Origin of the sequence: Sinorhizobium saheli (assembly GCF_001651875.1) — a bacterium.
Taxonomy (GTDB): domain Bacteria; phylum Pseudomonadota; class Alphaproteobacteria; order Rhizobiales; family Rhizobiaceae; genus Sinorhizobium; species Sinorhizobium saheli.
In genome coordinates this window covers 32,938-59,435 of the sequence record NZ_LNQB01000094.1, presented here as the reverse complement: position 1 = coordinate 59,435, position 26,498 = coordinate 32,938, and the positions used below count along the sequence as shown (strand labels likewise).

Annotated in this window: 24 protein-coding genes and 1 riboswitch; of the genes, 5 read left to right on the top strand and 19 right to left on the bottom strand. The window is 61.2% G+C overall.

Features of this window, described 5'->3' with window-relative positions; all coding sequences use genetic code 11:
• Nucleotides 1-340 precede the first annotated feature (340 nt).
• From ATB98_RS24305 to ATB98_RS24260, 10 genes are all read right to left on the bottom strand, one after another.
• A complete protein-coding gene (locus ATB98_RS24305; protein WP_066878366.1) occupies nt 341-1,093 on the bottom strand; it encodes an SDR family NAD(P)-dependent oxidoreductase in 753 nt (250 codons plus the stop codon).
• 59 nt (nt 1,094-1,152) lie between these two features.
• Entirely contained in the window at nt 1,153-1,512 is a 360-nt protein-coding gene (locus ATB98_RS24300; protein WP_066878364.1) for a RidA family protein, read from the bottom strand.
• 52 nt (nt 1,513-1,564) lie between these two features.
• Nucleotides 1,565-2,995 (bottom strand): FAD-dependent oxidoreductase, encoded by a 1,431-nt coding sequence (locus tag ATB98_RS24295; protein ID WP_066878361.1) that lies wholly within the window; start codon nt 2,993-2,995, stop codon nt 1,565-1,567.
• Between the two features lies 1 nt (nt 2,996).
• On the bottom strand, nt 2,997-4,613 hold the full coding sequence (locus ATB98_RS24290; RefSeq protein WP_066878359.1) for a GMC family oxidoreductase: 1,617 nt from the start codon (nt 4,611-4,613) through the stop codon (nt 2,997-2,999).
• A 24-nt stretch (nt 4,614-4,637) separates the two neighbouring features.
• Nucleotides 4,638-5,717, bottom strand: a complete 1,080-nt coding sequence (locus ATB98_RS24285; protein ID WP_066878357.1) for an ABC transporter ATP-binding protein — start codon at nt 5,715-5,717, stop codon at nt 4,638-4,640.
• 1 nt (nt 5,718) lies between these two features.
• Nucleotides 5,719-6,516 carry an ABC transporter permease gene (locus tag ATB98_RS24280; protein ID WP_066878355.1) on the bottom strand — a complete coding sequence of 266 codons (798 nt, stop codon included), beginning with the start codon at nt 6,514-6,516 and terminating at the stop codon, nt 5,719-5,721.
• Between the two features lie 5 nt (nt 6,517-6,521).
• Nucleotides 6,522-7,448 (bottom strand): ABC transporter permease, encoded by a 927-nt coding sequence (locus ATB98_RS24275; protein ID WP_234782015.1) that lies wholly within the window; start codon nt 7,446-7,448, stop codon nt 6,522-6,524.
• Nucleotides 7,449-7,536: 88 nt separating this feature from the next.
• On the bottom strand, nt 7,537-8,709 hold the full coding sequence (locus tag ATB98_RS24270; RefSeq protein ID WP_084435773.1) for an ABC transporter substrate-binding protein: 1,173 nt from the start codon (nt 8,707-8,709) through the stop codon (nt 7,537-7,539).
• A gap of 93 nt (nt 8,710-8,802) precedes the next feature.
• Nucleotides 8,803-9,909 (bottom strand): LLM class flavin-dependent oxidoreductase, encoded by a 1,107-nt coding sequence (locus tag ATB98_RS24265; RefSeq protein WP_066878351.1) that lies wholly within the window; start codon nt 9,907-9,909, stop codon nt 8,803-8,805.
• Between the two features lie 272 nt (nt 9,910-10,181).
• Nucleotides 10,182-11,429, bottom strand: coding sequence for a D-amino acid dehydrogenase (locus ATB98_RS24260; RefSeq protein ID WP_066878349.1), 1,248 nt, complete (start codon nt 11,427-11,429; stop codon nt 10,182-10,184).
• Between the two features lie 130 nt (nt 11,430-11,559).
• Nucleotides 11,560-11,648: riboswitch (glycine riboswitch) on the bottom strand.
• A 119-nt stretch (nt 11,649-11,767) separates the two neighbouring features.
• Between ATB98_RS24260 and ATB98_RS24255 the strand changes: the two genes are divergently transcribed.
• The 5 genes from ATB98_RS24255 (at nt 11,768) to ATB98_RS24235 (ending at nt 16,972) form a co-directional block, all read left to right on the top strand.
• Entirely contained in the window at nt 11,768-12,745 is a 978-nt protein-coding gene (locus tag ATB98_RS24255; protein WP_234782013.1) for a D-2-hydroxyacid dehydrogenase, read from the top strand.
• 20 nt (nt 12,746-12,765) lie between these two features.
• Nucleotides 12,766-13,188 (top strand): GlcG/HbpS family heme-binding protein, encoded by a 423-nt coding sequence (locus ATB98_RS24250; RefSeq protein ID WP_066878345.1) that lies wholly within the window; start codon nt 12,766-12,768, stop codon nt 13,186-13,188.
• 209 nt (nt 13,189-13,397) lie between these two features.
• Nucleotides 13,398-15,569: a malate synthase G gene (locus tag ATB98_RS24245; protein ID WP_066878343.1), complete on the top strand. Its 2,172-nt coding sequence runs from the start codon at nt 13,398-13,400 to the stop codon at nt 15,567-15,569.
• A 348-nt stretch (nt 15,570-15,917) separates the two neighbouring features.
• Entirely contained in the window at nt 15,918-16,379 is a 462-nt protein-coding gene (locus ATB98_RS24240; protein ID WP_066878381.1) for a mobile mystery protein A, read from the top strand.
• A complete protein-coding gene (locus ATB98_RS24235) occupies nt 16,376-16,972 on the top strand; it encodes a mobile mystery protein B (protein WP_066878341.1) in 597 nt (198 codons plus the stop codon). The genes ATB98_RS24240 and ATB98_RS24235 overlap by 4 nt, the downstream gene beginning before the upstream one ends.
• A 539-nt stretch (nt 16,973-17,511) precedes the next feature.
• Here ATB98_RS24235 and ATB98_RS24225 read toward each other — a convergent pair.
• The 9 genes from ATB98_RS24225 to ccoN form a co-directional block, all read right to left on the bottom strand.
• A complete protein-coding gene (locus ATB98_RS24225; protein ID WP_066878337.1) occupies nt 17,512-18,186 on the bottom strand; it encodes a Crp/Fnr family transcriptional regulator in 675 nt (224 codons plus the stop codon).
• A gap of 83 nt (nt 18,187-18,269) precedes the next feature.
• Nucleotides 18,270-18,425, bottom strand: coding sequence for a cbb3-type cytochrome oxidase assembly protein CcoS (ccoS, locus tag ATB98_RS24220; protein ID WP_066878335.1), 156 nt, complete (start codon nt 18,423-18,425; stop codon nt 18,270-18,272).
• Nucleotides 18,422-20,707, bottom strand: a complete 2,286-nt coding sequence (locus tag ATB98_RS24215; protein ID WP_066878333.1) for a cation-translocating P-type ATPase — start codon at nt 20,705-20,707, stop codon at nt 18,422-18,424. The genes ccoS and ATB98_RS24215 overlap by 4 nt, the downstream gene beginning before the upstream one ends.
• Complete coding sequence (locus tag ATB98_RS24210; RefSeq protein ID WP_066878331.1) at nt 20,704-21,195, bottom strand: FixH family protein; 492 nt, start codon at nt 21,193-21,195, stop codon at nt 20,704-20,706. Before ATB98_RS24210 ends, ATB98_RS24215 begins: the two co-directional genes overlap by 4 nt.
• 6 nt (nt 21,196-21,201) lie before the next feature.
• The gene (gene ccoG / locus ATB98_RS24205) at nt 21,202-22,770 is read right to left on the bottom strand and encodes a cytochrome c oxidase accessory protein CcoG (protein ID WP_066878329.1); all 1,569 of its coding nucleotides are present in this window, start codon (nt 22,768-22,770) and stop codon (nt 21,202-21,204) included.
• 247 nt (nt 22,771-23,017) lie between these two features.
• On the bottom strand, nt 23,018-23,887 hold the full coding sequence (gene ccoP / locus ATB98_RS24200) for a cytochrome-c oxidase, cbb3-type subunit III (protein WP_066878327.1): 870 nt from the start codon (nt 23,885-23,887) through the stop codon (nt 23,018-23,020).
• A 3-nt stretch (nt 23,888-23,890) separates the two neighbouring features.
• Complete coding sequence (locus ATB98_RS24195; RefSeq protein WP_066878326.1) at nt 23,891-24,043, bottom strand: CcoQ/FixQ family Cbb3-type cytochrome c oxidase assembly chaperone; 153 nt, start codon at nt 24,041-24,043, stop codon at nt 23,891-23,893.
• 11 nt (nt 24,044-24,054) lie between these two features.
• A complete protein-coding gene (gene ccoO, locus ATB98_RS24190) occupies nt 24,055-24,786 on the bottom strand; it encodes a cytochrome-c oxidase, cbb3-type subunit II (RefSeq protein WP_066878325.1) in 732 nt (243 codons plus the stop codon).
• Nucleotides 24,787-24,797: 11 nt separating this feature from the next.
• The gene (gene ccoN, locus ATB98_RS24185; RefSeq protein ID WP_066878321.1) at nt 24,798-26,417 is read right to left on the bottom strand and encodes a cytochrome-c oxidase, cbb3-type subunit I; all 1,620 of its coding nucleotides are present in this window, start codon (nt 26,415-26,417) and stop codon (nt 24,798-24,800) included.
• Between the last annotated feature and the right edge of the window lie 81 nt (nt 26,418-26,498).

Genomic DNA, 26,498 nt, shown 5'->3' with positions numbered 1-26,498 from the left:
GATACACACGGTGGAACGACCAAGGCCGAACTGTTTGATGGGTGGCACGGCAGCTTTGGGCCTAGTCGAGCCGTTCACCGGATTAGGTGCCTAGGTCCGCAACGGGTCGCACCATGCCGTCTACTAAGTGCCCATCCAACCCCCGTTGTATGGCGGAAACCGGCCATATCCCCGTCGTGTAAACGTTGCCATGGCGGTTAGGGTGTCATTTCGCCCCCTACCGGAATCGACCCTATAAGGCTCGGCAACTATTCGCTTAAGGTAGTCTTTCGCCCTGTCCCGCAAACGCCCCCTCTCTTGCGTCCAGACCTGCTCAGGCAGGCGCACCCAGCCCGGGCTTTCAGCGGGCGGTCGTTCCGCCGTCGGTGCTGAGCATGCTGCCGGTGGCGAAGGTAGCCTCACTTGCTACAAATACGATAAATCGTGCGATCTCTTCCGGCGTTGCGAAGCGCTTCAGCGGAACCTGAGCCACCGCACTCTCCCTGACCTGCGGCGTTCCGCCGAACCATTGAAGTTCGGATTCCATGATAGGAGTGTCGACCGGGCCGGGACACACGCAGTTGACCCGGACGTTGGGCGCCAGCTCGAGCGCCAGTGCTTTCGCAAAGCCGGCGAGTCCCGCCTTGGATGCGCAGTAGTGGGCGTAGTTCTCCATGCCGTTGAACGAGAGATCGGAGGCAACGGCAACGATGCTGCCTGCGGCCCGCTCCCGCATTCTGAGGCCGCATTGGCGCATGACGTAGAAAGCTCCGGACAGGTTCACGTCCAGATGCCTGCGCCACAGCGCGGGCGTAAGCTCGCTGATGGGTGCCGGAGTAACGATTCCGGCCGCATGGATGAGGATGTCGATGTGGCCAAGCTTCTGCCAGGCAGTCACGACGGCGGCCGTAGCGCTCGTCTCGTCGGATATGTCGGCCTCAATGGCAATGGCCCCGTTGCCAAGTTCCTCCGCCAGCGATTCAAGCTCGGGAACTCTGCGTGCGCTTACCGCCACCGTTGTTCCCAACCTTGCAAGCAACCTTGCAGAGGCGAGTCCGATCCCCGAGGACGCTCCGGTGACGAGCGCGGTGCTTCCATGCAAGTTTGTGATCAACTTGGTCTCCTCGCTAGCGGTAAGGTCCGCGGGGATCGCTCGATCGGCCGGCGGCTCGGTCAGCTTTCGAGAGTTGCCTGCAACGCGATCTCGATCAGGATGTCGTCTGCGGCCAGGTTCGCTTCGACGGTGGCCCGGGCGGGAAGTGCGTCTTGCGGCACCCATGCTTCCCAAACCTCGTTCATGGCGGCAAAGTCGCGCTTGATGTTCTTCAGCCATATCTGCGCAAAGAGGATCTTAGACTTGTCGGTGCCAGCCAGTCCCAGCAGTTGGTCGATCCGGTCCAGGAGCTGCTGGGTTTGTCCAGCGATGCCCTGCGTCCGGTCTGCCGGCACCTGGCCGGTCACGTAAACCGTGCCATTGTTGACCAGCACGTGGCTCAGCCGCTTGCCGTTGCGTTCATGCCTTACGATGCCCATGGAATTCTCCTGATGTAACTGGCTTCTTACGTTTTGTGGTGCGGAGTGAGCGCTAGCGCATGCCGATCCGCATACCCATCACTCTTGGAATCTCGGCGATGCCGCGCGCCAGGAGAGGTTGGGGCTGCCCGGCGTCCTCGGCGTCCTCGCACTTCACGATGGCGTTGCGGATCATCGTGCCGCCAATGTAGCGGAGCGGCTCCGGAGGGAAGCGTACCCGCTCACGCTGGCAGAATGGTGAGTTGTACCAGCGGTCCTTCTCGTTCAGGACGAGGGAGGCGAGGCACTCGCCGGCAATGCACGTCGCGTTGACGCCATGGCCTGAATAGCCGGAACCGAAATGGATGCGCGTGCCACTGACCGTCCCGAAGAAGGGAAGACGGTCGGAGGCGACTTCGATCGGCCAGCCCCATCTCGCCGCGATTCCCGCCTCTGCCATGCCGGGAAAAAAGCGCTTCAGGCCGCTTTCGGCCCTTGCGCAGCTGCGCGCGTCAATTCGCAGCTCCGGCGCCTCATGGGCCGCGCCCAAGGCAATCGGACCCGAGCCGGAGCCCATCAGAATGCGGCCGTCGCGTGTTCTGCGGAAGTAGTGGGTGAACATCCTGAGATCGGCAAGCCCCCGCGCGACCTTGTAATTCATTCGCTCGAGCGCGACCTCGTTGGGCGCCGACATCACAGGAAAACTGGAGAACAGGGTTGTCGCCGCGGCAACCGAGGAGAGCCCCATGGTCCCGGTATAGTTCGCCAACACGACGTCGCGCGCGACCACCGATCCCGTGGAACAGCGGATCCGAACGGTCGGCCCTTTCTCGATCTTCTGTACAGGCGTGTTCTCGAAGATTTCGACGCCCAAGTCCAACGCTTCTCGCCGGAGAGCGTCGGCCAAGCGCGCCGGGTGCACCGTCGCGCCTTCTTTGAAGAACAAACCGCCAAGAAACCTGAGGGAGCCGCACATTTCGGCAAGCTCGCGCCGGTCCAGTGCGCGCACGCTGTCAGGCACTCCGAGGTCGCGCGCCAACTTCAGGAACGCATCGCGCTTGGCCATCTGCGTTTCTGATGTGGCGACCCTCAGATAACCCTCCTCGACCCACCACACATCCCGGCCGGGCGCGCGGGCAAAGTCGCGAAGTCTTTTCTGCGCGAGCGTGCCAAGTTCGGCGGCCTCCACCGCCTTGTCGGGGCCGAACAGCGGCACGAGCGTTGGCAGCGCTCCCCAGTAGCCGTGTACGTTCCCCCCGTTACGGCTGCTTGCGCCGTCCCCGCAGCGGAATGCCTCGATGATTGCTATGCGCAGGCGAGGGGCCCGTTGCTTGAGCGTTATGGCCGTCCACAGGCCTGTGAAGCCGCCGCCGACGATTGCAACGTCGAAGCTGACCTCACCGGAAAGAGGGGGCCTCATGTCTGCACGGGCCGGCGCAATGTCCAGCTGCCACCAGGACAGCTGAGACGGGTCGTTCGCGGGAATGGGGTTCAGGATTCGCATCCTATTCTCCAGCAAGTCGAAGTTCTGTGCTTGCGACTTGATTGCCGCGGATGAAGTCGGCCGTCCTTTCACCGATCATGATCGCCGGCGCGTTCGTGTTGCCCGAGACCAGTCGCGGCAGGATCGAGGTGTCCGCCACCCGAAGGCCGTCGATGCCGTGGACGCGCAGATAAGGATCGACAACCGCCATCGGGTCGGTCCCCATCCTGCAGGCGCCGGAGGGGTGAAGAGCGCCCTGCCCCGTCTCCCGCACGAACCGCATCCGTTCGGCCTTGGTCTTGATCACCTCCATCGGGCGGTATGGCCGCGACACGAATTTCGCCATGGACTTCTGCTGCAGGATCTCCTGGCCGATCCGCACGCCTTCCGCGAGAACCTCGACGTCATACTCCTCAGCCAAGTAGTTCGGATCGACAATGGGAAACCGCGTCGGATCGGCGCTTCTAAGCTTGACGGTGCCCCTGGAGCGTGGCCGGGTCTGATAGACGTTGGTCGTGCAGCCGTTGCCGCTCGGCACAGAGTCCGAGCCCTCCTCCACGCCGGCGCCCGGCAGGAAGTGGTACTGCAGGTTCGGGAGCTTGTCGTCGTCCGCCCCATACCAGAATAGGCCGCCTTCGCAGATGTTGGAGGTTACCGGCCCGTTCCTGAACAAGGCATACTGGAGGCCCGCCCAGGCCTGCCACCGGAGCTTCTTGTACTTGTCGTAGCTATGCGCGCCGCTCAGCTCGTAGATCAGGAACATGTCGAAATGATCCTGGAGGTTCTGACCCACGCCGGGGAGGTCGTGGACGACCGGCACGCCCACTGACCGGAGGTGATCGGCCGGCCCGATGCCCGAGCATAGCAGCAGATGTGGCGAACCGATCGCTCCGGAACAAACCACGACCTCACGCTCCGCTCTGGCGGTGACGACTTTGCCGTCGCGCAAGTATTCGATCCCGACGGCACGGCCGTTCTCGACCAAGATCTTGAGCCCCTTGGACTTCGTGTGAACGGTGAGGTTCTTACGCTTGCGGGCAGGCCGGATATAGGCAGCCGCCGCACTGCACCGCAGACCGTTTCGCATCGTCACCTGATAAAGGCCGACGCCCGCCTGCGATCCGGAGTTGAAGTCGGCATTAAAGTTGATGCCGAGCTCCTGCGCGGCCCTGACCCAAGCCTTCGTTAGGTAGTGGGTATGGCGCTGATCCGAGACGCCGAGAGGTCCACCGACCCCGTGCGTTTCGCCGCTGAAGCGCTCGTTGTCCTCGGCCTTCCTGAAGTAGGGGAGCACATCCCGATATGCCCAGCCGTAGGCTCCCTCGCGCGCCCAGGTGTCGTAGTCTTCGGGACATCCGCGAATGTAGACCATGGCGTTGACCGAGCTGCCGCCGCCAAGCACCCTGCCCTGCACGAACTCCGGGGTGATCCCTCCCTGGTGGACCTGCGGCTCAATCTTGTAGCGGGTCAGCATGTCGCCCTTGGACGTCTTGTAGTACGTCACCGGCATGTGGATATATGGGTTCCAGTCACTGGAACCCTGCTCGAGAAGCAGGACGCGGGTGTCGGAACTCTCGCTGAGCCGCGACGCGATCGTGCAGCCCGCCGAACCGCCCCCAACAACGATATAGTCGTACATGTTGCTTCCAATCTGAAACTGCAATTAGTCGGTTAGGACGACGACCGAGGCCGGTTCCCATGCGAGGCAGACCTGGCTGCCGACGGCGAAGCGGATACCAGCGGCGCCGCGCGGTTCCTGGCACTTCAAAAGCATCCCATCCTTGTGCCGTACCTTGTAGACGACGCGGCTCCCAATGAAGGTGACGTCCTCCACCTGTCCGGCGGCACTGTTGGCTCGCGTTTGCCCCTCGACCGCAGGTGCAATGTTGATCGCTTCCGGGCGGATCGAGACATGCACAGTCGAACCCTTCCGGAGATTCCGGCCGCCCAGCTCTGCGGCGCCGATAGGCAGCTCCACCACCGCACCTTGAGAGTCACTGTCACGGACACTTCCGGTCACAAGATTGGTCTCTCCGAAGAATTTCGCGCAGAACAATGTCTTGGGTGCGCCGTACATTTCGTCCGGCGTGCCGATCTGTTCGATCGTTCCCTTGTTCATAAGCACCACGCGATCGGAGAGAATCATCGCTTCATCCTGGTCGTGGGTGACATAGATGAAGGTGGTGCCCGTCTCCGTGTGGATGCGCTTGAGCTCCTCGAGCATGTGATGGCGGATCTTGAGGTCGAGTGCGGCCAATGGCTCGTCCAGCAGTAGCACTTGCGGCTTGTTCACCAGAGCTCTCGCGAGGGCGACGCGCTGCGCTTGTCCGCCGCTGATCTCTCCGATCCAACGGTTCTTGAAGTCCTGAAGCTGGACGAGATCGAGCATCGCGTTGACTTCGGAGTTAATTCTCTCCGCAGGAAGGCCCTTCAGCCGGAGTCCGAACGCGACGTTGTCGAAGACATCGAGATGCGGGAACAGCGCATATCGTTGGAACACCATGTTGACCGGGCGACGTTCCGGCGGAACCGAAGTGACGTCCTTGCCGCCGATCAGGACGCTTCCCGTGGAGGGGCTTTCGAAACCCGCGGCGATGCGCATGAGCGTCGACTTGCCACAGCCGCTCGGTCCGAGCAGCGTGAGGATTTCTCCTTGCCTGACGCTCAAACTGATATTGTCCAGGGCGGTGAAGGCGCCCCACTTCTTCGTAATGTTGTTGAGTTCTACGATATTCTTGTTCATGTCATTCCCCTTCGAGTTCCGCCACGCGGGCGGCGACCGCGCGTTTGCGCTGCATCCACATGGACAATCCGCCGGCAGCCAGGACCAGGATCGACAGGGCCAGGGCCAGTACGCTTGCGGCATTGATCGACGGATCGACGGTCCTTCTCAGCATGGACCAGATGAACAGCGGGAGCGTCGTGTCGTTGCCGCTGACGAAGACCGTAATGATGAATTCGTCGAATGAGAGCGCGAATGTCAGGATCGCCGCGCCGACGATTGTCGGCAGCAGGATCGGGATGGTGACGAGCCTGAAGGTCTGGAACTGGCTCGCCCCGAGATCCCGCGCGGCCTCTTCGAGGGATGCGTCGAAATAGGTGATGCGGGATCTCATCGTTTCGACGAAGAACGGCAAGGTGAAGAGCACATGCGCGATCGTGACGGTGACCAGAGATCGGGGAAGCCCGATCTCGGCGAACAACGTCACCAGGGCGATGCCAAGGAACAAGCCGGGCAGGCCGATCGGCATGAAGTTCAGGAGTTCGAAAACTCGGCGGAAGGAGCCGCGCATGCGAATGAGGGCAAGTGCGGCCAGGGTGCCGAGGATCGTTGTCACGATGGAGGTGAAGATGCCCACCTTCACGCTATTCCACAATGACGCGACGAAATTGCCGTTGGCGAACAGTTCCGAGTACCACCTGAGGCTGAAGCCCTCCATCGGAAAGACAAGCCCCGGGGTGCTGTGGAAGCTGAACAGCACGATCATCGCGATCGGCGCGAAGAGGAAGAAAAGGTACGTCGAGAGATAGGCCCGCAGCATGTCGCTCACCCGTGATAGCGCCGACCGGGCGCCACTCGGGCCAGTCGGAGAATTTGTACGAAGACGATGTAGACGATGATGAAGGTTGCCATCATCACGAATGCCATGGCCGAACCCAGCGGCCAGTTGCCCGAACTGCGAAACTGGTTCGCAATCAGCAAGCCGCTGGTCACCCCTTCGCGGCCGCCAAGGAGCTGCGGCGTGACGTAGTCGCCGGCGGCCAGGATGAAGCTGAACATGAACGAGCCGACGATGCCCTTGTAGGTCATCGGCAGAATCACCTTGTAGAGAACCGCAGGTCCGGACGCCCCCAGGTCGCGCGCCGCCTCGAGGTATTCCTTTTTGACGTCCCGCATCGCCGACACGAGGATCAGAAGCGCGAACGGAAGCATGATGTGTATCAGCGTGATCACCGAAGCGAACGGGCTGAAGAGGATGATTTCGAGAGGCTTGTCGATTATCCCCGTGCTCAAGAGAAACGAATTGATGACACCGTTCGTGCCGAGGATCGTCCGCCAGGCATACACCCTGACGAGATAGCTCGAGAACCAGGACAAAAGCACCAGGTAGAGGATGACGTTGGTCCTGGCGCGATAGACCAGGTAGTAGGCCACGGGAAAACTAAGCACCACCGAGAAAAACGCGGTGAACACCCCGTTCTTCAACCCGACCCATGTCGCCTGCCAGAATCCCGCTGCCCAGAGTATCTTGACGTAGTTCTGAATGTTCCACACGGGTTCGATCACGAAGGATCTTGCCGTGAAGAAGCTGGTGACAAAGAGAATGATCACCGGCAACACGAAGAAGAAAAGCAAGAATGCCAGGGGCAAGGCCGCGAGGCCGAAGCCTTTTGGCGCAGCGAATGGCCAGGGCAAGGGCCGCCTCACCTTCTTCGCGCTCTCGATGTAGTCGGTTGTAGTTGCCATAGCCATAATTCCCTCCGCATAGCCATGCAGGCAGCGGTCCTCTAATGGTTCAGCGGCGGCCCGAGCCGTCGGGCCGCCAGACGACTGAGAGCTGTCAGAAGCCCTGGCGGAAGTCTGCCCAAACCTGGAGCCAATCATCGTAGGTGGCGTATTGCTCCGACGTCCGCGGCGGCTGGCCGTAGATCTTCATCTTCTTGAATTGTTCGTCGAAATTGTCGTAGTCGAACAGAGCCCTTGTCGTCTCATCCATGAGTGCGGGGGCCTTCCTTGACACGGTGCTGCACACCGCGGTCTTGCAGACGGAGGCCTGGACTTCCGGTTCGAGCGCCTGGTTCACGTATGCATAGGCGGACTCGATATTCTCCGAAGTCTTGGGAATGAACCAGGCGTCTGCCCAGACAGCTCCGCCTTCGGTCGGATACACGGCGACAGTCTTGACGTTCTGCTTGGCGGTTTCGAGCGGCACGGCACTCCAGACGCAGAAGCACGCCGCGATCTCACCCGAGGCGAAAAGCGAGATGACGTCGCCGTTCGAAGACGCGAACACCTTCGTCTGGTCGCGGTAGGGCTTCAGCTTTTCGAAGCAGTCAGCGAGTTCGTCCTTGGTCAGGTTGGGGAATTTCTCGCCGTAACCGGTAACTTTCGCGATTTGCGGCCAGACCGTCAGCGGATTGTCGAGGAAGGCCAGTTTGCCGGTCAGTTCCGGCTTGAGAAGATCCGTGTAGCTCTTCACCTCGACGCCGGCGAGCTCGGGATTCACGACGATCGTATCGAGACCCCATGCCCACGGGATAGCCCACTGGGTGCCGTCCCAATACCACATGTCGCCCTGGTAGAAGGGCGGGTAGATGTCGTCCTTGTTGTAGTTGGGGACGTTTGAAACGTCGACCGGTTTGAGAACCTCGAGCTCTTTGTAGATCGCATTATAGCCGTTCGAGTATTCGGCGAGATCAAGCCGGACGGCGTTGTCACCGACAATCTTGGCGGTCACATCGTCCTGGGTGCTCATGATAGCGGCGCGGACACCCATGTTGTGCTGTTTCCGCCATGCTTCCGTTTCCTTCTCGAGCGTGTAGCCTTCCCAAGCCATGATCTCGAGGTTGCCGCCGACTTCTGCACGGGCTTGCGGCACCCAAGCGCCGAGCGTTGCGCCAGCGGCGATTGCCGCTGTGCCGAACAAGAAGTTGCGTCGATCCAGCATGATGTCTTCGAGAAGATCGGCAGTGCGCGCCTTCTGCACGCCAACGTCATTGCGCCCCTTTTTCATTCTTTAGCTCTCCCAGTTGGAGGTTGAAGTTCGATCCCGTATCTTGTCCTTCGAGTTGCGGTGCGCAGCCGAGCCGCGCACCGAAAGCCGTGGCTATTCGGCCGCTTGCAAGGTTCCGCAGTGCTGACGCAGACGCGGCATCACTTCCGTGGCCAACAGCTCCATTGAGCGCTTGTGGATGGCCGGCTGGTCCCAGTCCTTTTGCGTCATCAGCAGCTCGCCGAACGGACCGCCGACCTCGTCGACGAACGCGACGAGCTTGTCGAGGACCGTCTTGGGCGAGCCGGACATGACCATCCAGTCAAGGCAGTTCTGGACCGTGATGTCACTGTCGAGCGTGTTCATGCTGGGCTTCAGGACGCCGAGCAATTTGAAGGCCTTCATGTCCTCGACGATGTATTCGTAATACCAGCGGTAGGACGACGTCTCGTTCGCCAAGTAGTCGGCGGCCTCCTGATCGGTGTCGGTCACGAGGATCGAACGGGCGATGCGCCATTTGTTCCTGTCGGGGCGCCTTCCAGCCTTTTCACATCCGATAACGTACTGATCCCAGTGGGTCTTCACGTTCGCAACGGGCGTAAAGTTCGCAGAGACGATGCTCCAGCCCTGTTCGCCGGCCTGACGGGCGCTCGACGAAGATGGGCTCATGACGGAGATCGCGAGTTCCGGATAAGGCTTCTGATAGGGTTTCAGCATCGGCCCGAAGCCCAGGCTAGGAATGATAGTGTCCTTCACGACGACATCCCAGTATTTGCCCCGGATGTCATACGGAGCTTCCGAGGCCCAGATCTTGTGCATGATGGCGATCGACTCGGTCGTCATCTCGGCCCGGTTCTTATCCTGCGTGCCGAAGAGTTCCATGTCCGTCACGAGGCCGCCCGGGCCTACACCCATGATATAGCGCCCTTCCGACAAGTGGTCGAACTGCGCGATCTGGCCGGCGAGTCGGGCCGGGTGATGTTGGGGAAGATTGAGAACGCCAGTCGCGAATTTGATCTGCTTCGTGGCGTGAATGAGCGAGGCGAAAAACTGCAGCGGATCGGCGATCGGTTCGCAGGAGCAGGAAATGTGTTCGCCCACCCAGACTTCGGAGAAGTTAAGCCGGTCGGCAAGAATGACGGCTTCCCGATCCTGCTTCAGGAGTTCCGTGAAGTTCCGCCGCTGGTCGTGGAGCGGCATCATGAAAAGACCGAGGTCCATTGAGAGTCTCCTCTGATTTAGAGATCGGCCAATCCGATCCTCGACAGCAGAGGAGCAAGCAGCGTGCCAGTTGTGTTTTCCCCCGTGAGATCAAACACTTACGTTGAATCTCAAAAAGGTGGCGGCTGCAGTTGGGAGTCTCACGGTTGAGATTCGCGAATTCCGCGTCTCACCGCGGTTTGAGAATCCTCCAGCAAACGTTGCACCGGGCGAAAACAAAAAATAGGGCTGGCGCGAAACACGCCAGCCCTACTCGCTTCGGAAATGTGCTCTCAGGCGGATTTCTTGGGGTCGCTGTAGTGTTGATCAACTGTTTCCGCGAGCATTTCGGCCGTCGCGCACGACAGCGTCCAACCAAGGTGTCCATGGCCGGTGTTGTAGAACACTCCCGGTCGCGCACCGCGCTGAACTCTGGGCATCATGTCGGGCATCATGGGTCTCAAGCCGCTCCAAGGCACGACCTTGGATGTCGATACCTTCGGGAACAACGTCCGAACCCAGTCGACGAGGGGCTTGATCCGGTCCGATCGGATATCCCGGTTCAACCCGTTGAACTCGGCAGTGCCCGCAACACGGAAACGATCGTTGCCGAGGCGGCTTGTCACGATCTTGGCCTTGTCGTCGAGGAGACTCACCCAGGGAGCGCCGGACTGGCTGGATTCATCGTCGAGGTGGACGGTGATCGAATAGCCCTTGACCGGATAGACGTTCACCCGGTCGCCCAGCGCCCCGGCAAAGTTCCGGCTTGCGACTCCGGCGCAGATAACCACCCCATCTGCGTCGAGCACGCTCGGTTCGCCGCTTCCCTGGTCGGTGTGCCTGAAGTGAACACGGACGGTTTTTCCCGCCTTGAGCCCCACCACTTCGGTCTCCACCATGAACTGCGCGCCGAGCCTGGAGCAGGCCTTTGCGAGCCCGTTGGTGAACTTGTGAATGTCGCCTGTCGAATCGGAAGGGGTGAAGAACCCGCCGGAGAAATCGCCGACGAGACTCGGTTCAATGCCCTGGATCTCAGAGGGCGTGACGGCGCGACGATCCAGTCCGCCCCGCTTCAACAACTCGTTCACGCGTGCCGCGTGGTCGAAGCTCTTGCGGTCGTAGTAGACGTGGAGAATTCCTCGTTTTTCCAGGTCGAAATCAATGTTCTCCTTCTCGGCGATCGAGAACATGTACTTGCGGGCTTCGATCGCAAGCTTTGTCGTTGCGACGGTATTGTTTTCGTAGCCTGAAATGCTGCCGACGAACTGCATCATCCATGAATACTTGTGCCAACTGGGAGAGGGATTCATCAGCAGCGGAGCATCCTTCTTGAGCATCCAGCCGAGGCCTTTTCCCACTGTAGACCAGTGGTTCCAGACTTCGGCGTTGCTTGCCGACAGCTGGCCGCCGTTGGCGTAGGAGGTTTCCATCGCGGGGTAGCGATGCCGATCGATGACAGTGACGCGATGTCCCCTTTGCAAGAGGGCGTAAGCGGTCGTGACGCCGGTGATGCCAGCGCCCAAAACAACGATATGTGACATGAATGCTCCGACAGTTTGGTTCCGGGACGTTTGCCAGTCCCCGGCCCCCAATCTGTCTTTTTACCTGAGAGCTTCCCCCCCTTGCCGGGAGGTCCCCTTCGGTGGGCACCAGGTGCCTCTCTCCAGATTGTTCAGCCTGACGGTCTTTCTGCCTGAGAGTTTCCTGGGGGGTTGCTCCGTCGGCGTGTCGGCGATCGACATCTCTCCCGCAAGGCCTGCGAACGCCCTTAGGGTAGGCACAGAAGACATTTCGCCGCAACCCCCCGCTTCCGGCTTTTTTTCGGCAGTGTGGCACGGGTTTTGCTTGGAGGGGCGGAACCAGCCCGGGAGGCCGAATTGTGAGATTCTCAGTTTACGTCGAGAACAAAGTGGGCGAGGAATCGCCGTATTTCGTGACGGAGGCGGCGGTGTTGCGAGCGCTTGGAGAAGCGGCCCGCGACGCTGACGTAACCGTCTTTTCGCAGACTGACCCCGATCTCGAACAGCTTGGCCGCGCAAGATACTTCATCGGCTCCGGCTTCGATCCCCAACGCATCAGAAACTACGCCAGATCGGTACGCATCGTTCACTGCACCAGTGCAGGCGTCGAGAAGTACATGCCCCTCGATTGGCTGCCCGATGGAGCCGCCCTTACCAACAGCAGCGGCGTCCACGCCGAGAAGGGAGGCGTCTTCGGAGCAATGACAGTCCTCATGCTGTGCGAGGAAGTGCCGCGGCATCTTGGAAATCAACGTGATCGCCGCTGGGACAGCAGGCTTTCGGCCAGGATCAGCAAAAAGACCGTGTTGATCTACGGGTTCGGCGCGCTCGGCAGCGCAATCGCCGAACGTCTCAAGCCATTCGGACCCAGGATCATTGGGGTCAGCCGTTCAGGCAGACCAAGCGAATTTGCCGATGAAACCCATGCCGCAAGTGCGCTCCACGATCTGCTGCCGCGCGTCGATTGCCTCGTTCTAAGCTGCCCGCTGACACCTGAGACCCGCGGTGTGATCGGAGCAACAGAGATCGGCCTGATGAAGCCAGGCGCCTCAGTCTTCAACATCGCCCGCGCCGGCGTGCTCGATAATGCCGCGCTGGTCGATGCGCTGAACAGCGGTCATCTTGGAGGAGCCGCGCTCGACGTCTTCGAGCAGGAGCCGCTACCCGAGAGCAGCCCGCTCTGGGACGTTCCAAACCTGCTCATATTTCCCCACATCTCCTGCGACGACGCCGATGGCTACATCGACCGTTGCCTGGAGATTTTTGCAGAAAACGTCCGGCGCGACAGCGCCGGATTGAAACTCGTCAACGAAGTCAGCGCAGACGCAGGCTACTAGCAAAGGAAATGGATAATCGCATGAGCAAGTTTTTTAGAGAAACAGTAGCTCTCAGCCATAGCGGTGCGCTTGCGGCGCTCCAGGCGGCCCTTGAGAAGGCGAATTCCATCAACGTCCCGCAGTGCATCTGCATCGTCGATGTCAGCGGCGAGGTCATCGTCCACTTCAAGATGGACGGCGCGAAATATCTCAGCATGCACACTGCCAGAGCGAAGGCGCGCACTGCCGCCTCGATCAACAGCCCGACCGGGAGTATGACCGCCGACTTCGGCCTTGCGGCTGGCATCGCGTCTCACGGGGGCGTGACCCACCTCCCGGGAGGTCTTCCGATCCGCTTTTCGGGAAAGCTGGCTGGCGCTATCGGAGTCGGGTCGGGCACGGGGGAGCAAGATTTCGAAGTTGCGAGGGCTGCTCTCACTGTCATCGGAGCGGACTCGGTGTAGGCAGGTTTCCGCGGTGCCAGCTTTCGGCGCATGAGCAGCACCGCTGCGCAGCCTCGTCTGTGAGACTCATCCGCGCGCACCAAAAGTGCGTGATTTCTCTCTCACGAGAAGGGACATTTTCGCTCAATCGATAAACATGACTCAGGTCACCGCAGCGCAGCGAAGTTCGCTGCAAAATTCTGTCCAATACGACGTAAGTGAGGATTCCGATGGCCGACGTTGAAACGAATGGTCTGGCAATTGAAAAAAGATTTTACGATTTTCTCCTCAAGGAGGCCATACCGGGCACCGGGATCGACCCGGATCATTTCTTTGCCGCCCTGTCGGCGCTCGTCCACGACCTCGCGCCGAAGAACCGTGCCCTTCTCGCCAGGCGCGACGAGCTCCAGGCGAAGCTCGATGCCTGGTATCGCGAGCATGGCGCCCCGGTCGACCTCGATGCCTACCAGGCTTTCCTGAAGGAAATCGGCTATCTCCTGCCGGAAGGACCGGATTTCTCCGTGTCGACGGCCAATGTCGATGCCGAGATTGCCACCATTGCCGGCCCGCAGCTGGTCGTGCCGGTGATGAATGCCCGCTATGCGCTGAACGCCGCCAATGCGCGCTGGGGTTCGCTCTATGATGCGCTCTACGGCACCGACGCCATTCCCGACGCGGACGGGGCCGAGCGCGGCAAAAGCTACAATCCGACGCGCGGCGCCAAGGTCATCGCCTGGGCACGGGATTTTCTCGACGCGAGCGTTCCGCTCGCCGCGGGCCGCTGGAGCGAGGTCGGTGGGCTGGCGATCGCTGGGGGTGCTCTGTCGCTGACCTTGACGAGCGGTGCCAGGACGGCACTTCGCAATCCGGCTCAGTTCGCTGGCTATTCCGGCTCGGCCGGGGCGCCTTCGGAGATCGCCCTGACTCAGAACAACCTCCACGTCGTCATCGTCCTCGATGCGACGACGCCGATCGGCCAGGCCGATGCGGCGGGTATCTCCGACGTCATCCTCGAATCGGCGATCACCACGATCATGGACTGCGAGGATTCCGTTGCCGCGGTCGATGCCGAGGACAAGATCGTCGTCTATCGCAACTGGCTGGGGCTGATGAAGGGCGACCTTGCGGAAGAGGTCACCAAGGGCGGCCGCACTTTCACCCGCGAGCTGAATCCCGACCGCGCCTTCACCAGGCCTGACGGCACATCGCTGACGCTTCCCGGCCGCTCGCTGATGCTGGTGCGCAATGTCGGGCATCTGATGACCAATCCGGCGATCCTCGACCGGGACGGCCGCGAGGTTCCGGAAGGCCTGATGGATGCCATGGTGACGGCGCTGATCGCGCTGCACGACATCGGCCCGAATGGCCGGCGGGCAAATTCTCGCATGGGCTCCATGTATGTCGTCAAGCCGAAGATGCATGGCCCCGAGGAAGTGGCCTTCGCCTGCGAGATCTTCTCCCGCGTCGAGGCCGCACTTGGGCTTTCGGCCAACACCATCAAGATGGGCATCATGGACGAGGAACGGCGCACCACCGTCAACCTCAAGGAATGCATCCACGCCGCGAGCGAGCGGGTCGTGTTCATCAACACCGGCTTCCTCGACCGCACCGGCGACGAGATCCATACCTCGATGGAAGCCGGTCCGATGATCCGCAAGGGCGACATGAAGCAGGCGGCCTGGATTTCGGCCTATGAGAACTGGAACGTCGACATCGGCCTCGAATGCGGGTTGTCCGGCCATGCCCAGATCGGCAAGGGCATGTGGGCGATGCCCGATCTGATGGCCGCGATGCTGGAGCAGAAGATCGCCCATCCGAAGGCCGGCGCCAACACCGCCTGGGTCCCCTCGCCGACGGCGGCGACGCTGCATGCGACCCATTATCACCGCGTCAACGTCGCCGAGGTGCAGGCGGGCCTCAAGAGCCGGCCGCGTGCAAAGCTTGCCGATATTCTCTCAGTGCCGGTGGCGGCGCGGCCGAACTGGACGGAAGAGGAAATCCAGCGCGAGCTCGACAACAACGCGCAAGGCATCCTCGGCTATGTCGTGCGCTGGGTCGACCAGGGCATCGGCTGCTCGAAGGTTCCCGACATCAACTATGTCGGCCTGATGGAAGACCGCGCGACGCTGCGCATCTCGGCACAGCACATGGCCAACTGGCTGCACCACGGCATCGTCAGCGAGGCGCAGGTCGTCGAGACGATGAAACGGATGGCGGAAATCGTCGATCGGCAGAATGCCCGCGATCCGGGCTACGCGCCAATGGCCAGCCATTTAGGCGATTCGATCGCCTTCCAGGCGGCGCTGGATCTGGTGCTCAAGGGGCGCGAACAACCGAACGGCTACACCGAACCGGTCCTGCATCGCCGCCGGTTGGTGTTGAAGGCGAGGCTCGCCGGATAACCTGATACGACAACTGCACCCTTAATTAATCCGCAACTGAGTTCAAACCAGAGCGAGCGGGGCCTGAACTCCGCTTTCCATCCCTTTGCGGCCCTCCGAGGGTGAGTTTTCGATCCCTCGCCTTGAAGGGAGCGGAACCTGAGGCCCCGTCATTTGGACGTCCGGCGCAGTTGAAGGGAATCGAACCGTGGACCCGTCGTTGTTTTTCAGCTGAACTTACCCTTGCGATCAGACCACAGGCTGATACTGCACCCCGTAATCAGGTTGTAACCTGAAAGCAGTATGTTGAAGTTCAGCCTGTAGGCTGATATCGTGATGCTCGAAATCACGCTACAGTCTGAGAGTTCTATGAAGAGCGATACTCACAAGAGAGCCCGCCTGCGCCTCGACGAAAGGCTTCAGGCGCTACAGCCCATTGATCGGTTCAGGGCGCCCCCGAAGGGATGGGTACGCGCTCTGCGCGACGCTCTCGGCATGACGGGTGCGCAGCTCGGTGCGCGCATCGGCGTTCGGCCCCAAACCATCGAATCGATTGAGAAGTCAGAAGCAGCAGGGACGATCCAGCTCAATACGCTGCGCCGGGCCGCCGAGGCTCTCGATTGCACGCTTGTCTACGCCCTCGTTCCAAACAGCTCGCTTCAAGCTGTCGTCGAGGCTCGGGCACGCAAGATCGCTATACGCGAGCTGCAGCGCGTCGCGCACACGATGCGGTTGGAAGCTCAAGGGACGGAGAATGCAGATTTCGAAGCTCGCGTCCAAGCCTACATTCGCGACAAGCTCTCTGAACGCGATCTCTGGAACGAAACATGACGGATCTCTTCCAAGAGCCTGATGACGCAACGCCGCTTGAGCCGCACGAGCGAGAGGGCCTACTACAAACCTGGATCACCCACCGCAGCGACCTCAACGAGGCCGAGCAGGAAAACATCGTCGAGGGTGCGACCTGGGCGCGCGGCCGCCGGCGTTTGCCCCTTGAGCAGATGCTCACTGAAGACTTCATGCGGACACTGCATAAGCGAATGTTTGGCGACGTTTGGCGATGGGCCGGTACGTTCCGGATGACGGAGCGCAACATTGGAGCTCAGGCCTACCGCATCGGAATGGAGCTCACGAGTCTATTGGGCGACACCCGCTATTGGATCGAGCATGAAACTTTTCCGCCGGAGGAGATCGCGATCCGGTTCCACCATCGGCTGGTCGGTATTCACCCGTTTCCGAATGGAAACGGTCGGCACGCGCGACTCGCGGCTGATCTTCTGATTCAGCGCCTTGGAGGAGAGCCTTTCAGTTGGGGCGGCGGTAGTCTAGCCGACGTCGGTGAACTGCGCGCACGCTACGTCGCAGCACTACGCGCAGCGGACAATTATGACATCGGGCCGCTGCTGGAATTCGCGCGCAATTAAGTGCTGTTTCGCTGCGTCACGTGCGTTCGAATCGGAACTGACCCGGCATGGTCGTACGAGGCGGTCGGTGCGAGTTTACCATGGTGGTTAGCAATACGCGAACGAACAATTGTCGGACCGACTTCGCACTCGCCATGAATGGAATGCTCCAAAGCCGGACGGCCGAATAAAGCAACCGGCCCGCCGCCAGCAACTTTTTTGTGGCGGATGCAATCATGTTTGCCTGGATGCAGTCGGCCACGGCGACGCAGAACGATACAGCCAGAACATAACCCATCACCTCCGCGAGAGGCATAATCGCAGCCCGTCGAATGCCAAGCGACGCTCCGCATGTGGCCAGGACGGTATTCGTCGGCCCTGGCTTCAGCAGGATCGCAGGATCAGGAGAGTGGAGAGAACGAAGTGATCATCGAGGCGAAATTCGAAATTCAGGTAGAACCGAAGACATGTCTATCCTCCGATACCTCGTATAGCTTTGATGCAAGTCAACCATGCTCCTAACGTTCCAACAGCGGCTCACAGCCAGATCCAACCGCCAGTCAGAACCGTTCGAGCGCGGGCCGGTCGTGGATCTCAATCAGTCGACCCCTTACCATCACTCCCGACTGGCGTAGCGTCGAAAAGGCGCGGGAGAGGGCTTCCGGAGCGAGGCCGAGCTTGCCCGCGAGGACATTCTTCTGAAAAGGCAGGCGGAAACTAGTCGAGTCCTTGGGACAATGACTGAGAATGAAGTTCGCGACGCGTTGCGTGGCGGTGAGCAAGCGATCTTCTGCGAGTAAATCTTCCGTCATCTTGCCGCGGTAGCAGAGGTGCTCGATCAACGCCTGCGCAACTTCGTGATCCGTCGCAGCAAGCTGTTGAAGCTTGCCGCCGTTCAGGCGGACAATGACCGATCTTTCGGCAGCAACCGCGCTCGCCGTCGCGCGTTGCTTTAGAAACATCGCAGTCTCTGCAAACATCTCACCTTCCGGGAATAAAGCCACATCCGCTTCGCGCCCGTCCTTTCCCATGCGACAAAGCCGAACCAGCCCGGAAAGCACCAAGAAAACATCGTCGACATTTTCGTCCTGCCGGAACAGGACGTCACGCTCTTCGTATGCAGACACCGACGCACTCTTGAGAACGTCCTCGACAGTGGACTGCGGCAGCCGCGCGAAGAAGCGGGAGCGGATGAGGGTGGCCCTCTCCCTAGAAGTCAATTGCAGCGTGTTCATTGCATAAGCCTCAACAGAGATCACGTCAGTCTAGCCTTCTGGACGGCAAGGGTTGTTGACACCGGTCAAACAAGTGAATGCCGTCAGGTTTGCGGTCTGCCATCGTCCTCGTCGAGGACGCGCCAGGAAGCACCTTCCAGATCTTCATATTGGCCGCTCTTCAGCGCCCAGAGGAACGCGACGAGCCCGAGGCCGCCGAGAACCAATGCGATGGGAATGAGATAGACGAGCGTATTCATCGTTCGCCCCCTGACGGCTGCGGTACCGGACTCGGCTCCCTGCCGCCAAATGCATTTGCTGAGTCAGTTCCCGCCAGACGCAAGGCATTGGCGACAACGATCAGCGATGAAGTGGACATCGCGATCGCCGCGACGAGCGGCGTGGCATAGCCGAGGATCGCAATCGGCACTGCGATCAGGTTGTAGGCGATTGCCAGCGCGAAATTCTGGCGGATCAATCGGCCCGCCCGGCGCGACGTCTCGATCGCGAAGGGGACGGCGATCAACGGCTGATGCATGAACACGAAATCCGCCGCCTGCCGGCCCACGTCGGCCGCAGTCGCCGGCGCCATCGAAACATGAGCCGCACGCAACGCCGGCGCGTCATTGATGCCGTCGCCGACCATCAGTGCCCTGCGACCGCTGTCAGAGGCGTCAGCGCAGATTTGGACCTTGTCGCGAGGCGACAATTCGCCCTTCCAGTTTGTGATCTCCAATTGCTTCGCGAGTGCCTGTACGACCGACTTGCGGTCGCCGGACAATATTCCGACCGTCAGTCCCATTTCGCCGATTTGGTCTATCGCGCGCGCGGTTGCCGGACGGAGACGATCCTCGAAGCGAAAGCATGCAAGCTCTCGCCGATCAAGAGAGAGGACCGCCTCCGATTGCCCGCTTCCTGAACCCGGCTCACCAGTCGCAAAGTTCCGGCTGCCGAGCCGGTAAACACCGCCCGACGTCTTAGCCTCGATCCCCGCGCCGGGAATCTCCCGGATCTCGGCCTCGAGCGGCGACACTCGCGCTGCGGCGTCCTGGATCGCCGTTGCGATCGGGTGCCTCGAGTGCACGGCAAGCGCAGCGGCCATGGCGAGGGCATCGGGCGCAATCTCCGCCGCGTTCACCAGTTGCGGCCTGCCGACAGTCAGCGTCCCGGTCTTGTCGAGCAGCACCGCGTCGATTTCGGCGATCCGCTCGATGGCAGAGCCGTCCTTGACCATGACTCCGCCCTGAAAGAGCCGCCCGGCCGCAACCACCTGAACAACAGGCACTGCAAGCCCAAGAGCACAGGGGCATGTAATGATGAGGACCGCAACGGCGATCAGCATCGCATGGCGGACATCCCCTTCGATGATCATCCAGCCAATGAAGGTCAAAAGGGCAAGCAGATGGACAACCGGCGAATAATATCTCGCGGCACGGTCGGCAATTCGGCGATAGCGGGCTCGTCCACCTTCGGCCGCCTCCATCAGCGCCATGATCTCGGCCAGGAAGGAATTGCGTGCGCTCGCGGTCGCCTCGAGCACCAGCGGGCCTGTAAGGTTGAGAGTACCGGCCTCGACGGTATCGCCGGCGCCGACCGAGACCGGCGCGCTCTCCCCGTTAACGACGGCGCGGTCGAGATCACTGGTGCCCGAAACCACGCGTCCGTCGACCGGTATTCGCTCGCCGGCAGCGATCATCAGGCGCTCGCCAGCCTCGATCTCGCTTGTGGCGCGGTATTCGCGCGAACCGTCGGAGTTGAGGATCGTCGCGCCACGCGGCGACAGCCGCGCGAGGCCGCTGATCGCGGAACGGGCGCGGCCGCGCATCATATGGTCGAGCGTCCGACCGATGAGCAAGAAGAACAGAAGAGTGACGGACGCGTCGAACCAGGCATGCTCTCCATGGCCAATCGTCTCGTAGAGCGACATGCCATAGGAGAGTGTGACCGCAAGGGCGATTGGCACATCCATGTTGGTCCGTCCATGACGCAGCGCATTCCAGGCGGACTGATAGAAAAAGCGGCCCGCGTAGATCAGCGCCGGCCCCGCGATCATGGCTGAAATCCAATGAAAGAGATCGCGTGTTGCCGCGTTTGCGCCCGACCAGACGGATACGGAAAGCAGCATGATATTGGCCGCAGCAAAGCCCGAAACTGCGACCGCACGGATCAACTGCGTCAGGAGGACATCGCCCTCTTCCTCGCCAGGGGTGAAGAGATGCGCCTCGTAGCCGCGCTCGCCGATGGCGCGCACGAGTTCTCGCGGATCGCTGCGTTTGCCGGCAACTTCCTCCTGCCAAATGATCGAAACGCGTCGGGAGGAAAGATTGACGCGCGCCAGCTCGACTTCGGGTCTCGCCCGCAACGCCGTCTCGAGCGTTGTGATGCATGCGCCGCAGTGAACGCCCGGCACGCTGAGATCCGTCTGGCGCAAACCGTTGCCAAGCGCCCGGCTTGCGAGCCAAAGCTCCTCGGAAGGGGGCAGCCCCTGCCCCGCCGCTTCGGCAACAAGGGTGGCGCCGACGGCCGTGGCACAGCAGCTCATTGGCCCTCTCCCGCTACGATGAAACGAATGGCCTGACGGTAGACGAGCGCTCCGCCCGCCTTCGACGTCACGTCCGCGATCCACTGCCCCGGTTTGAGCACCTGCGTGGAAACGAACACACCCTCACCGTCGCGAACGAGCTCGACGCGAACATCCTCATGAGCCTCGACGGGCCGCTTGAGCACTGCGACAACCTGATCGACCGCCTGCTCCGGCTCCCCCCCGCGGGTCAATACGTAGCGGAGACCGTTCTCGGCCGTGAGCTCGCCCTTGATGCCGCTAGCCGCAAAGGCGCGTGTCTCGGCCACCTTGCCATTGAACTGCTGGCTGGCGACGTAGGCGTTCTCGACGACGAGGCCGCTCCAGCTTCGGCTGGCATTCCAGGCCATGACGAAGTTCACGGAAATGATGGTGCCGAAGAACAGCGCCATCACCGCCACCATATGCCATCCGGTGAAGCGACGCGGTTCACTGTGTTGGCTGATCATAGCGGCTCACTTTGCTGCTGCGGGTTGATTGAAATTCGCGCGGTAGACATCTCGCTCGTGGCTGGAGGGGTCTTCGGCTTTGAAAGAGAAGCCTTGCTCGGCCTCCGGAAGCTTTGCTTTCGGTATTGTGACGAACACCTTGAGCGACGTGACCTTGTCCGGATCGATGGCAACTAGAAAGCTGCGACCGTCGCCCTGGCCTGCAATCCGCATCTGCGCCGACGGCATCCCTTCGAGCGTGAGCGTAATGCGCCGCTGCTCGGGGATCATATTGAGCAGCTTGATCATGTAGCCGTTGCGGACGGATCCGTCGGACTCGACCACATATTGCGGATTGCGATCATGCAGAACGTTCAACTCCAGCCTGTCGCGTGAGACGAGCGCGTAGAGCAGGCCGAGGCCAACGAGCACCCAGATGCCGAAATAGACAAGGACACGCGGGCGGAAGATGATCCGCCAATCGAAATGCCTGATGCCGTCAACGAAGGCGCCGTTGGCGCCGCGCACGCGCCGGGTGTCGATCGCAGTCGCACCACCATTAGTGGCAAGAGCCATGTTGGCGGCATAGTCGCTGAGGGTCGCATAGGAGATCAAACCGCGTTCGCGGCCGAGCTTGTCCATGACGCCGTCGCAGGCATCGATGCAGAGCGCACAGGTGATGCATTCAAGTTGCTGGCCGTCACGGATATCGATCCCCATCGGACAAACCGCAACGCAGGCATTGCAGTCGACGCAGTCGCCGACCGCCTCGCCGGCTGCGGCGGCCTTCTTGGCATGCCGTGAACGGGTCTCGCCGCGCCAGTCCTTATAGGTGACGACCAGCGAGTTTTCATCGAGCATCGCAGCCTGTATGCGCGGCCAGGGGCACATATAGGTGCAGACCTGCTCGCGCATGAGACCGCCAAACACGTAGGTGGTGGCGGTAAGGGTCGCCACGGTCATGTAGGCCGCCGGCGCCGCCTGAAGAGCGACGAAGCTCTTGAGGAGCGTGGGAGCGTCGGCGAAGTAGAATATCCAGGCGCCGCCCGTCACAACGCCGATCACCAGCCAGATCGAATGCTTGGCAACCCGCTTGCGAATCTTGTCGAGCGTCCATGGCCCGGCATCGAGGCGCATGCGCGCATTGCGGTCGCCCTCGATGAAGCGCTCAATTACCAGAAAGAGATCTACCCAGACCGTTTGCGGACAGGCGTAGCCGCACCACGCGCGCCCGACCGCCGAGGTTACCAGAAAGAGGCCGAAGCCCGCCATGACGAGAAGCCCGGCGACGAAAAAGAACTCCTGCGGCCAGATCTCGATAAAGAAGAAATAGAACCGCCGCGCCCCTAGATCGATCAGAACAGCCTGGTCGGGCGCATGCGCACCTCGGTCCCATCGGATCCAGGGCGTCAGATAGTAGATGCTGAGCGTCACCAGCATCACCAGCCATTTGAACCGGCGGAAGCGGCCCTCGGCTCGTTTGGGGAAAATCTTCCGCCGCTTCTCGTAGAGCGGCCTGCGTTGACGCGCGGCATTGACGGGCTCGGCTTCGAGCCGCTCGACGGAGCCAGCTTTATGGGCGGGCTGGTGAAGCATTTGGACAGTCCCGATTAGAATTCGATTCTCAGACGCGGTTTTGCGCCATGTGGCGGTTGCGCGCCTTGATCTGCGTCAAGTTGGCGGGGGGGCGCCGCCACCGGCAGTGAGAGCGACCCTCTCCGAAATAGCTCGACCGTGTGTCAGACCATTTGAATGGATCGAACTATCGCGGCGGTCGTTTCGAATCGCCGTTTTGCTCCGGCGGCCGCACTGCGTTCGCGCGGCCGCCTGGATTTCGCGCTTGCTATTCGCCGCCGCCCAGGGAATGGACGAAGATCGCCAGCTCTTTCACCACCGGATCACCGATGCGCTGCAGCCAGGCGGGCATGACGCCATGCTTCGGCAATCGCATCTGGTCTATGATCGCCTGCTCACCCTCGCCTTTCAGCCAGATCGCGTCGGCGAGGTTGGGCGCGCCGAATTCGCGGCTGCCCTTCGCATCCGCACCATGGCAAGAGGCGCAATTATCGGCGAAGACCTGCTTGCCCGGCTCCACGAGCGCCGGGCTTGATGGTGTTCCGGTAAGGCTCGCCACATAGGCTGCGGTCGCGCGGATCTCTTCGGGCGCCAACATGTCGCCGAAGGCCGGCATTTCCGAAACGCGGGTCTCGCCGTCTCCCGCGTGGCGGATGCCATGCGCGATCGTTTGGTAGATCTCCTCGGGCTTGCCGCCCCAGAGCCACTCGTCGTCATTCAGGTTCGGGAACCCCTTGCCACCGGCCGCGCCTGAGCCGTGGCATTGCGCACAGTTCACTTTGAAGGCGGACGCGCCGGCCGAGATCGCGAACTGCCTCAGTTCCGGATCCGCCATGATGTCCTCGATCTTGTCGGAGGCGATGCGCTCTACGTTGCCGGCCTGCGCTGCCTTGGCGTCGGACAGCTCCGCAGTGACTTCAGCTCGGCTGGAATAGCCGAGCACGCCCCTGGTCGCCTCAGTCAGCATCGGCCATGAAGGATAGGCGATTGCATATCCAATCGCCCAGATAATAGTCGCATAGAAGCTGTAGAGCCACCAGCGCGGCATCGGATTGTTGAGTTCCCGGATGCCGTCCCATTCGTGCCCTGTGGTCTCTACGCCGCTGACCTCGTCAACATGCTTGTGCTCGTCCGCCATGGATCAGTCCTCCTTCAGGGGGATGGCAGAGGCCTGAGCGGCGGCCTTCTTGGCGCCCGGCCGGAAAATGAATAGGACGACGCCGAGGAAAAAGAGGGTCAAGGCTAGCAGTCCCCAGCTATCGGCGAAATGGCGCATGGCCGTGTAGGTTTCCATGTGCGTTCCCCTCAGCGATATCCGGTTGTGTCGTCATAGGTGGAGAAGTCGACGAGCGTGCCCAGCATCTGGAGGTAGGCGATGAGCGCGTCCATCTCCGTAAGCTTCTTCGGATCACCGTCGAAGTCGCCGAGCTTGGCCTTGGGATAGCGGGACTCGACGCCGGAAGCGTCGGCATTCGGGTCGGCCTGAGCCTTCAAGTCCGCGGCCGCGTTGTCGATCATCTCTGCCGTATAGGGCACGCCGACCGCCCTGTTGGCCTTCAGGTTCGTGGCCACGTTCTTCACCTCGAGCGGCGTTTCCTTGAGGAAGGCATAGCTCGGCATCACCGATTCCGGCACGACCGAGCGCGGCTCGATCATGTGCTGAACGTGCCATTCATTGGAGTAGCGGTCGCCGACGCGGGCGAGGTCCGGCCCCGTGCGTTTCGACCCCCACTGGAACGGATGGTCGTACATTGACTCCGCCGCCAGCGAGTAGTGGCCGTATCGTTCCACCTCGTCGCGGAACGGGCGGATCATCTGGCTGTGGCAGACGTAACAGCCCTCACGGATGTAGATGTCGCGCCCGGCGAGCTCCAGCGGCGAATAGGGCCTCATGCCCTCGACCTTCTCGATGGTGTTTTCGAGATAGAAGAGCGGCGCGATTTCCACGATCCCGCCGATGGAGACGACGAGCAGGGATCCGACGAGGAGCAGCGTGGCGTTGCGTTCGAGTAGCGCGTGTTTATCGAGAATGGACATGATCTGCCCTCCTATTCCGCGGGCGCCGGCATCGGCGCGGCATCCAGGGTCGCTGCTTCATCGCGGACGCGGCCAAGGATGGTCATTGTTACGTTGAAGGCCATGATGACTGCGCCGGAGAGGAACAGGGCACCGCCGGCGGCACGCATGACATAGTAGGGGAACATCGCCGCGACCGATTCCGCAAAGGAATAGACGAGGAAGCCTTGGTCGTCATATTCGCGCCACATCAGACCCTGCTGGATGCCGGCAACCCACATGGTCGCGGCATAGACGACGATGCCGAGGGTCGCGAGCCAGAAGTGCCAGTTGACCATCTGCAGGCTGTAGAGCCGCTTGCGGTTCCAGAGTTTCGGCACCAGATAGTAGATGGCGCCGAAGGTGATGAGGCCGTTCCAGCCGAGCGCGCCGGAATGGACATGACCAATGGTCCAGTCGGTGTAGTGGCTGAGCGAATTGACCGTCTTGATCGACATCATCGGTCCTTCGAAGGTCGCCATGCCGTAGAAGGCGACTGCCATGACCATCATGCGAACGATGGGATCGGTCCGGACCTTGTCCCACGCGCCCGAGAGGGTCATCAGGCCGTTGATCATGCCGCCCCAGGAGGGCATCCAGAGCATGACGGAGAAGACCATGCCGAGCGTCTGCGCCCAGTCCGGCAGCGCCGTGTAGTGCAGGTGGTGGGGACCCGCCCAGATATACATGAAGATCAGCGCCCAGAAGTGGATGATCGACAGGCGGTAGGAATAGACGGGGCGGTTCACCTGCTTGGGGATGAAGTAGTACATCATCGCCAGGAATCCGGCCGTCAGAAAGAAGCCGACGGCGTTGTGGCCGTACCACCACTGCGTCAACGCGTCCTGCACCCCGGAGAAAGCCGAATAGCTTTTGGAGCCGAGGAACGAGACCGGCACTGCAAGGTTGTTGACCACGTGCAGCATCGCGATGGTGACGATGAATCCGAGATAGAACCAGTTCGCCACATAGATGTGCGGCTCCTTGCGCTTCAGGATCGTGCCGAGGAAGACGACGAGATAGGCGACCCATACGACGGTCAGCCAGAGGTCCACATACCATTCCGGTTCCGCGTACTCGCGCGACTGGGTGATGCCGAGCAGGTAACCGGTCGCCGCAAGGACGATGAAGAGCTGGTAGCCCCAGAAAACGAACCAGCCGAGATCGCCGCCGAAGAGGCGGGCGCGGCTCGTGCGTTGAACCACATAGAAGGACGTGGCGATCAGGGCGTTGCCGCCGAATGCAAAGATCACGGCCGAGGTGTGGAGCGGCCGCATGCGTCCGAAGTTGAACCAAGGCTCGACGTTGAGATCGGGAAAGGCGAGTTGCAGGGCGACGACGTCGCCGACGAGAAAGCCGACCACCCCCCAGAACACAGTGGCGATGACGCCGTATTTGACGACCTCGTCGAAGTATTCGCTCCGAAGGCTCGGATGGCCCGCGACGGCTGGACGGAAGTCAACGCGGCGCATCAGCACCAAGGTGCCGCCAAGCAGCACGAAGAACAGCACCCACATATGCGCGCCGAACAGGCGGTCCTGGGCAAAGCCGGCGCCGACCAGCGCCAGGAAGGCGCCGACGGCAAGCACGACCATCTCGACTGTGTGTTTCATGGTTGGACCCCCAACTCTTTTCTAATCGCTGACTGCCGTACGCCTGCACGCAAGCCGCCGAAGTCTTTCGAGAATTGGCAG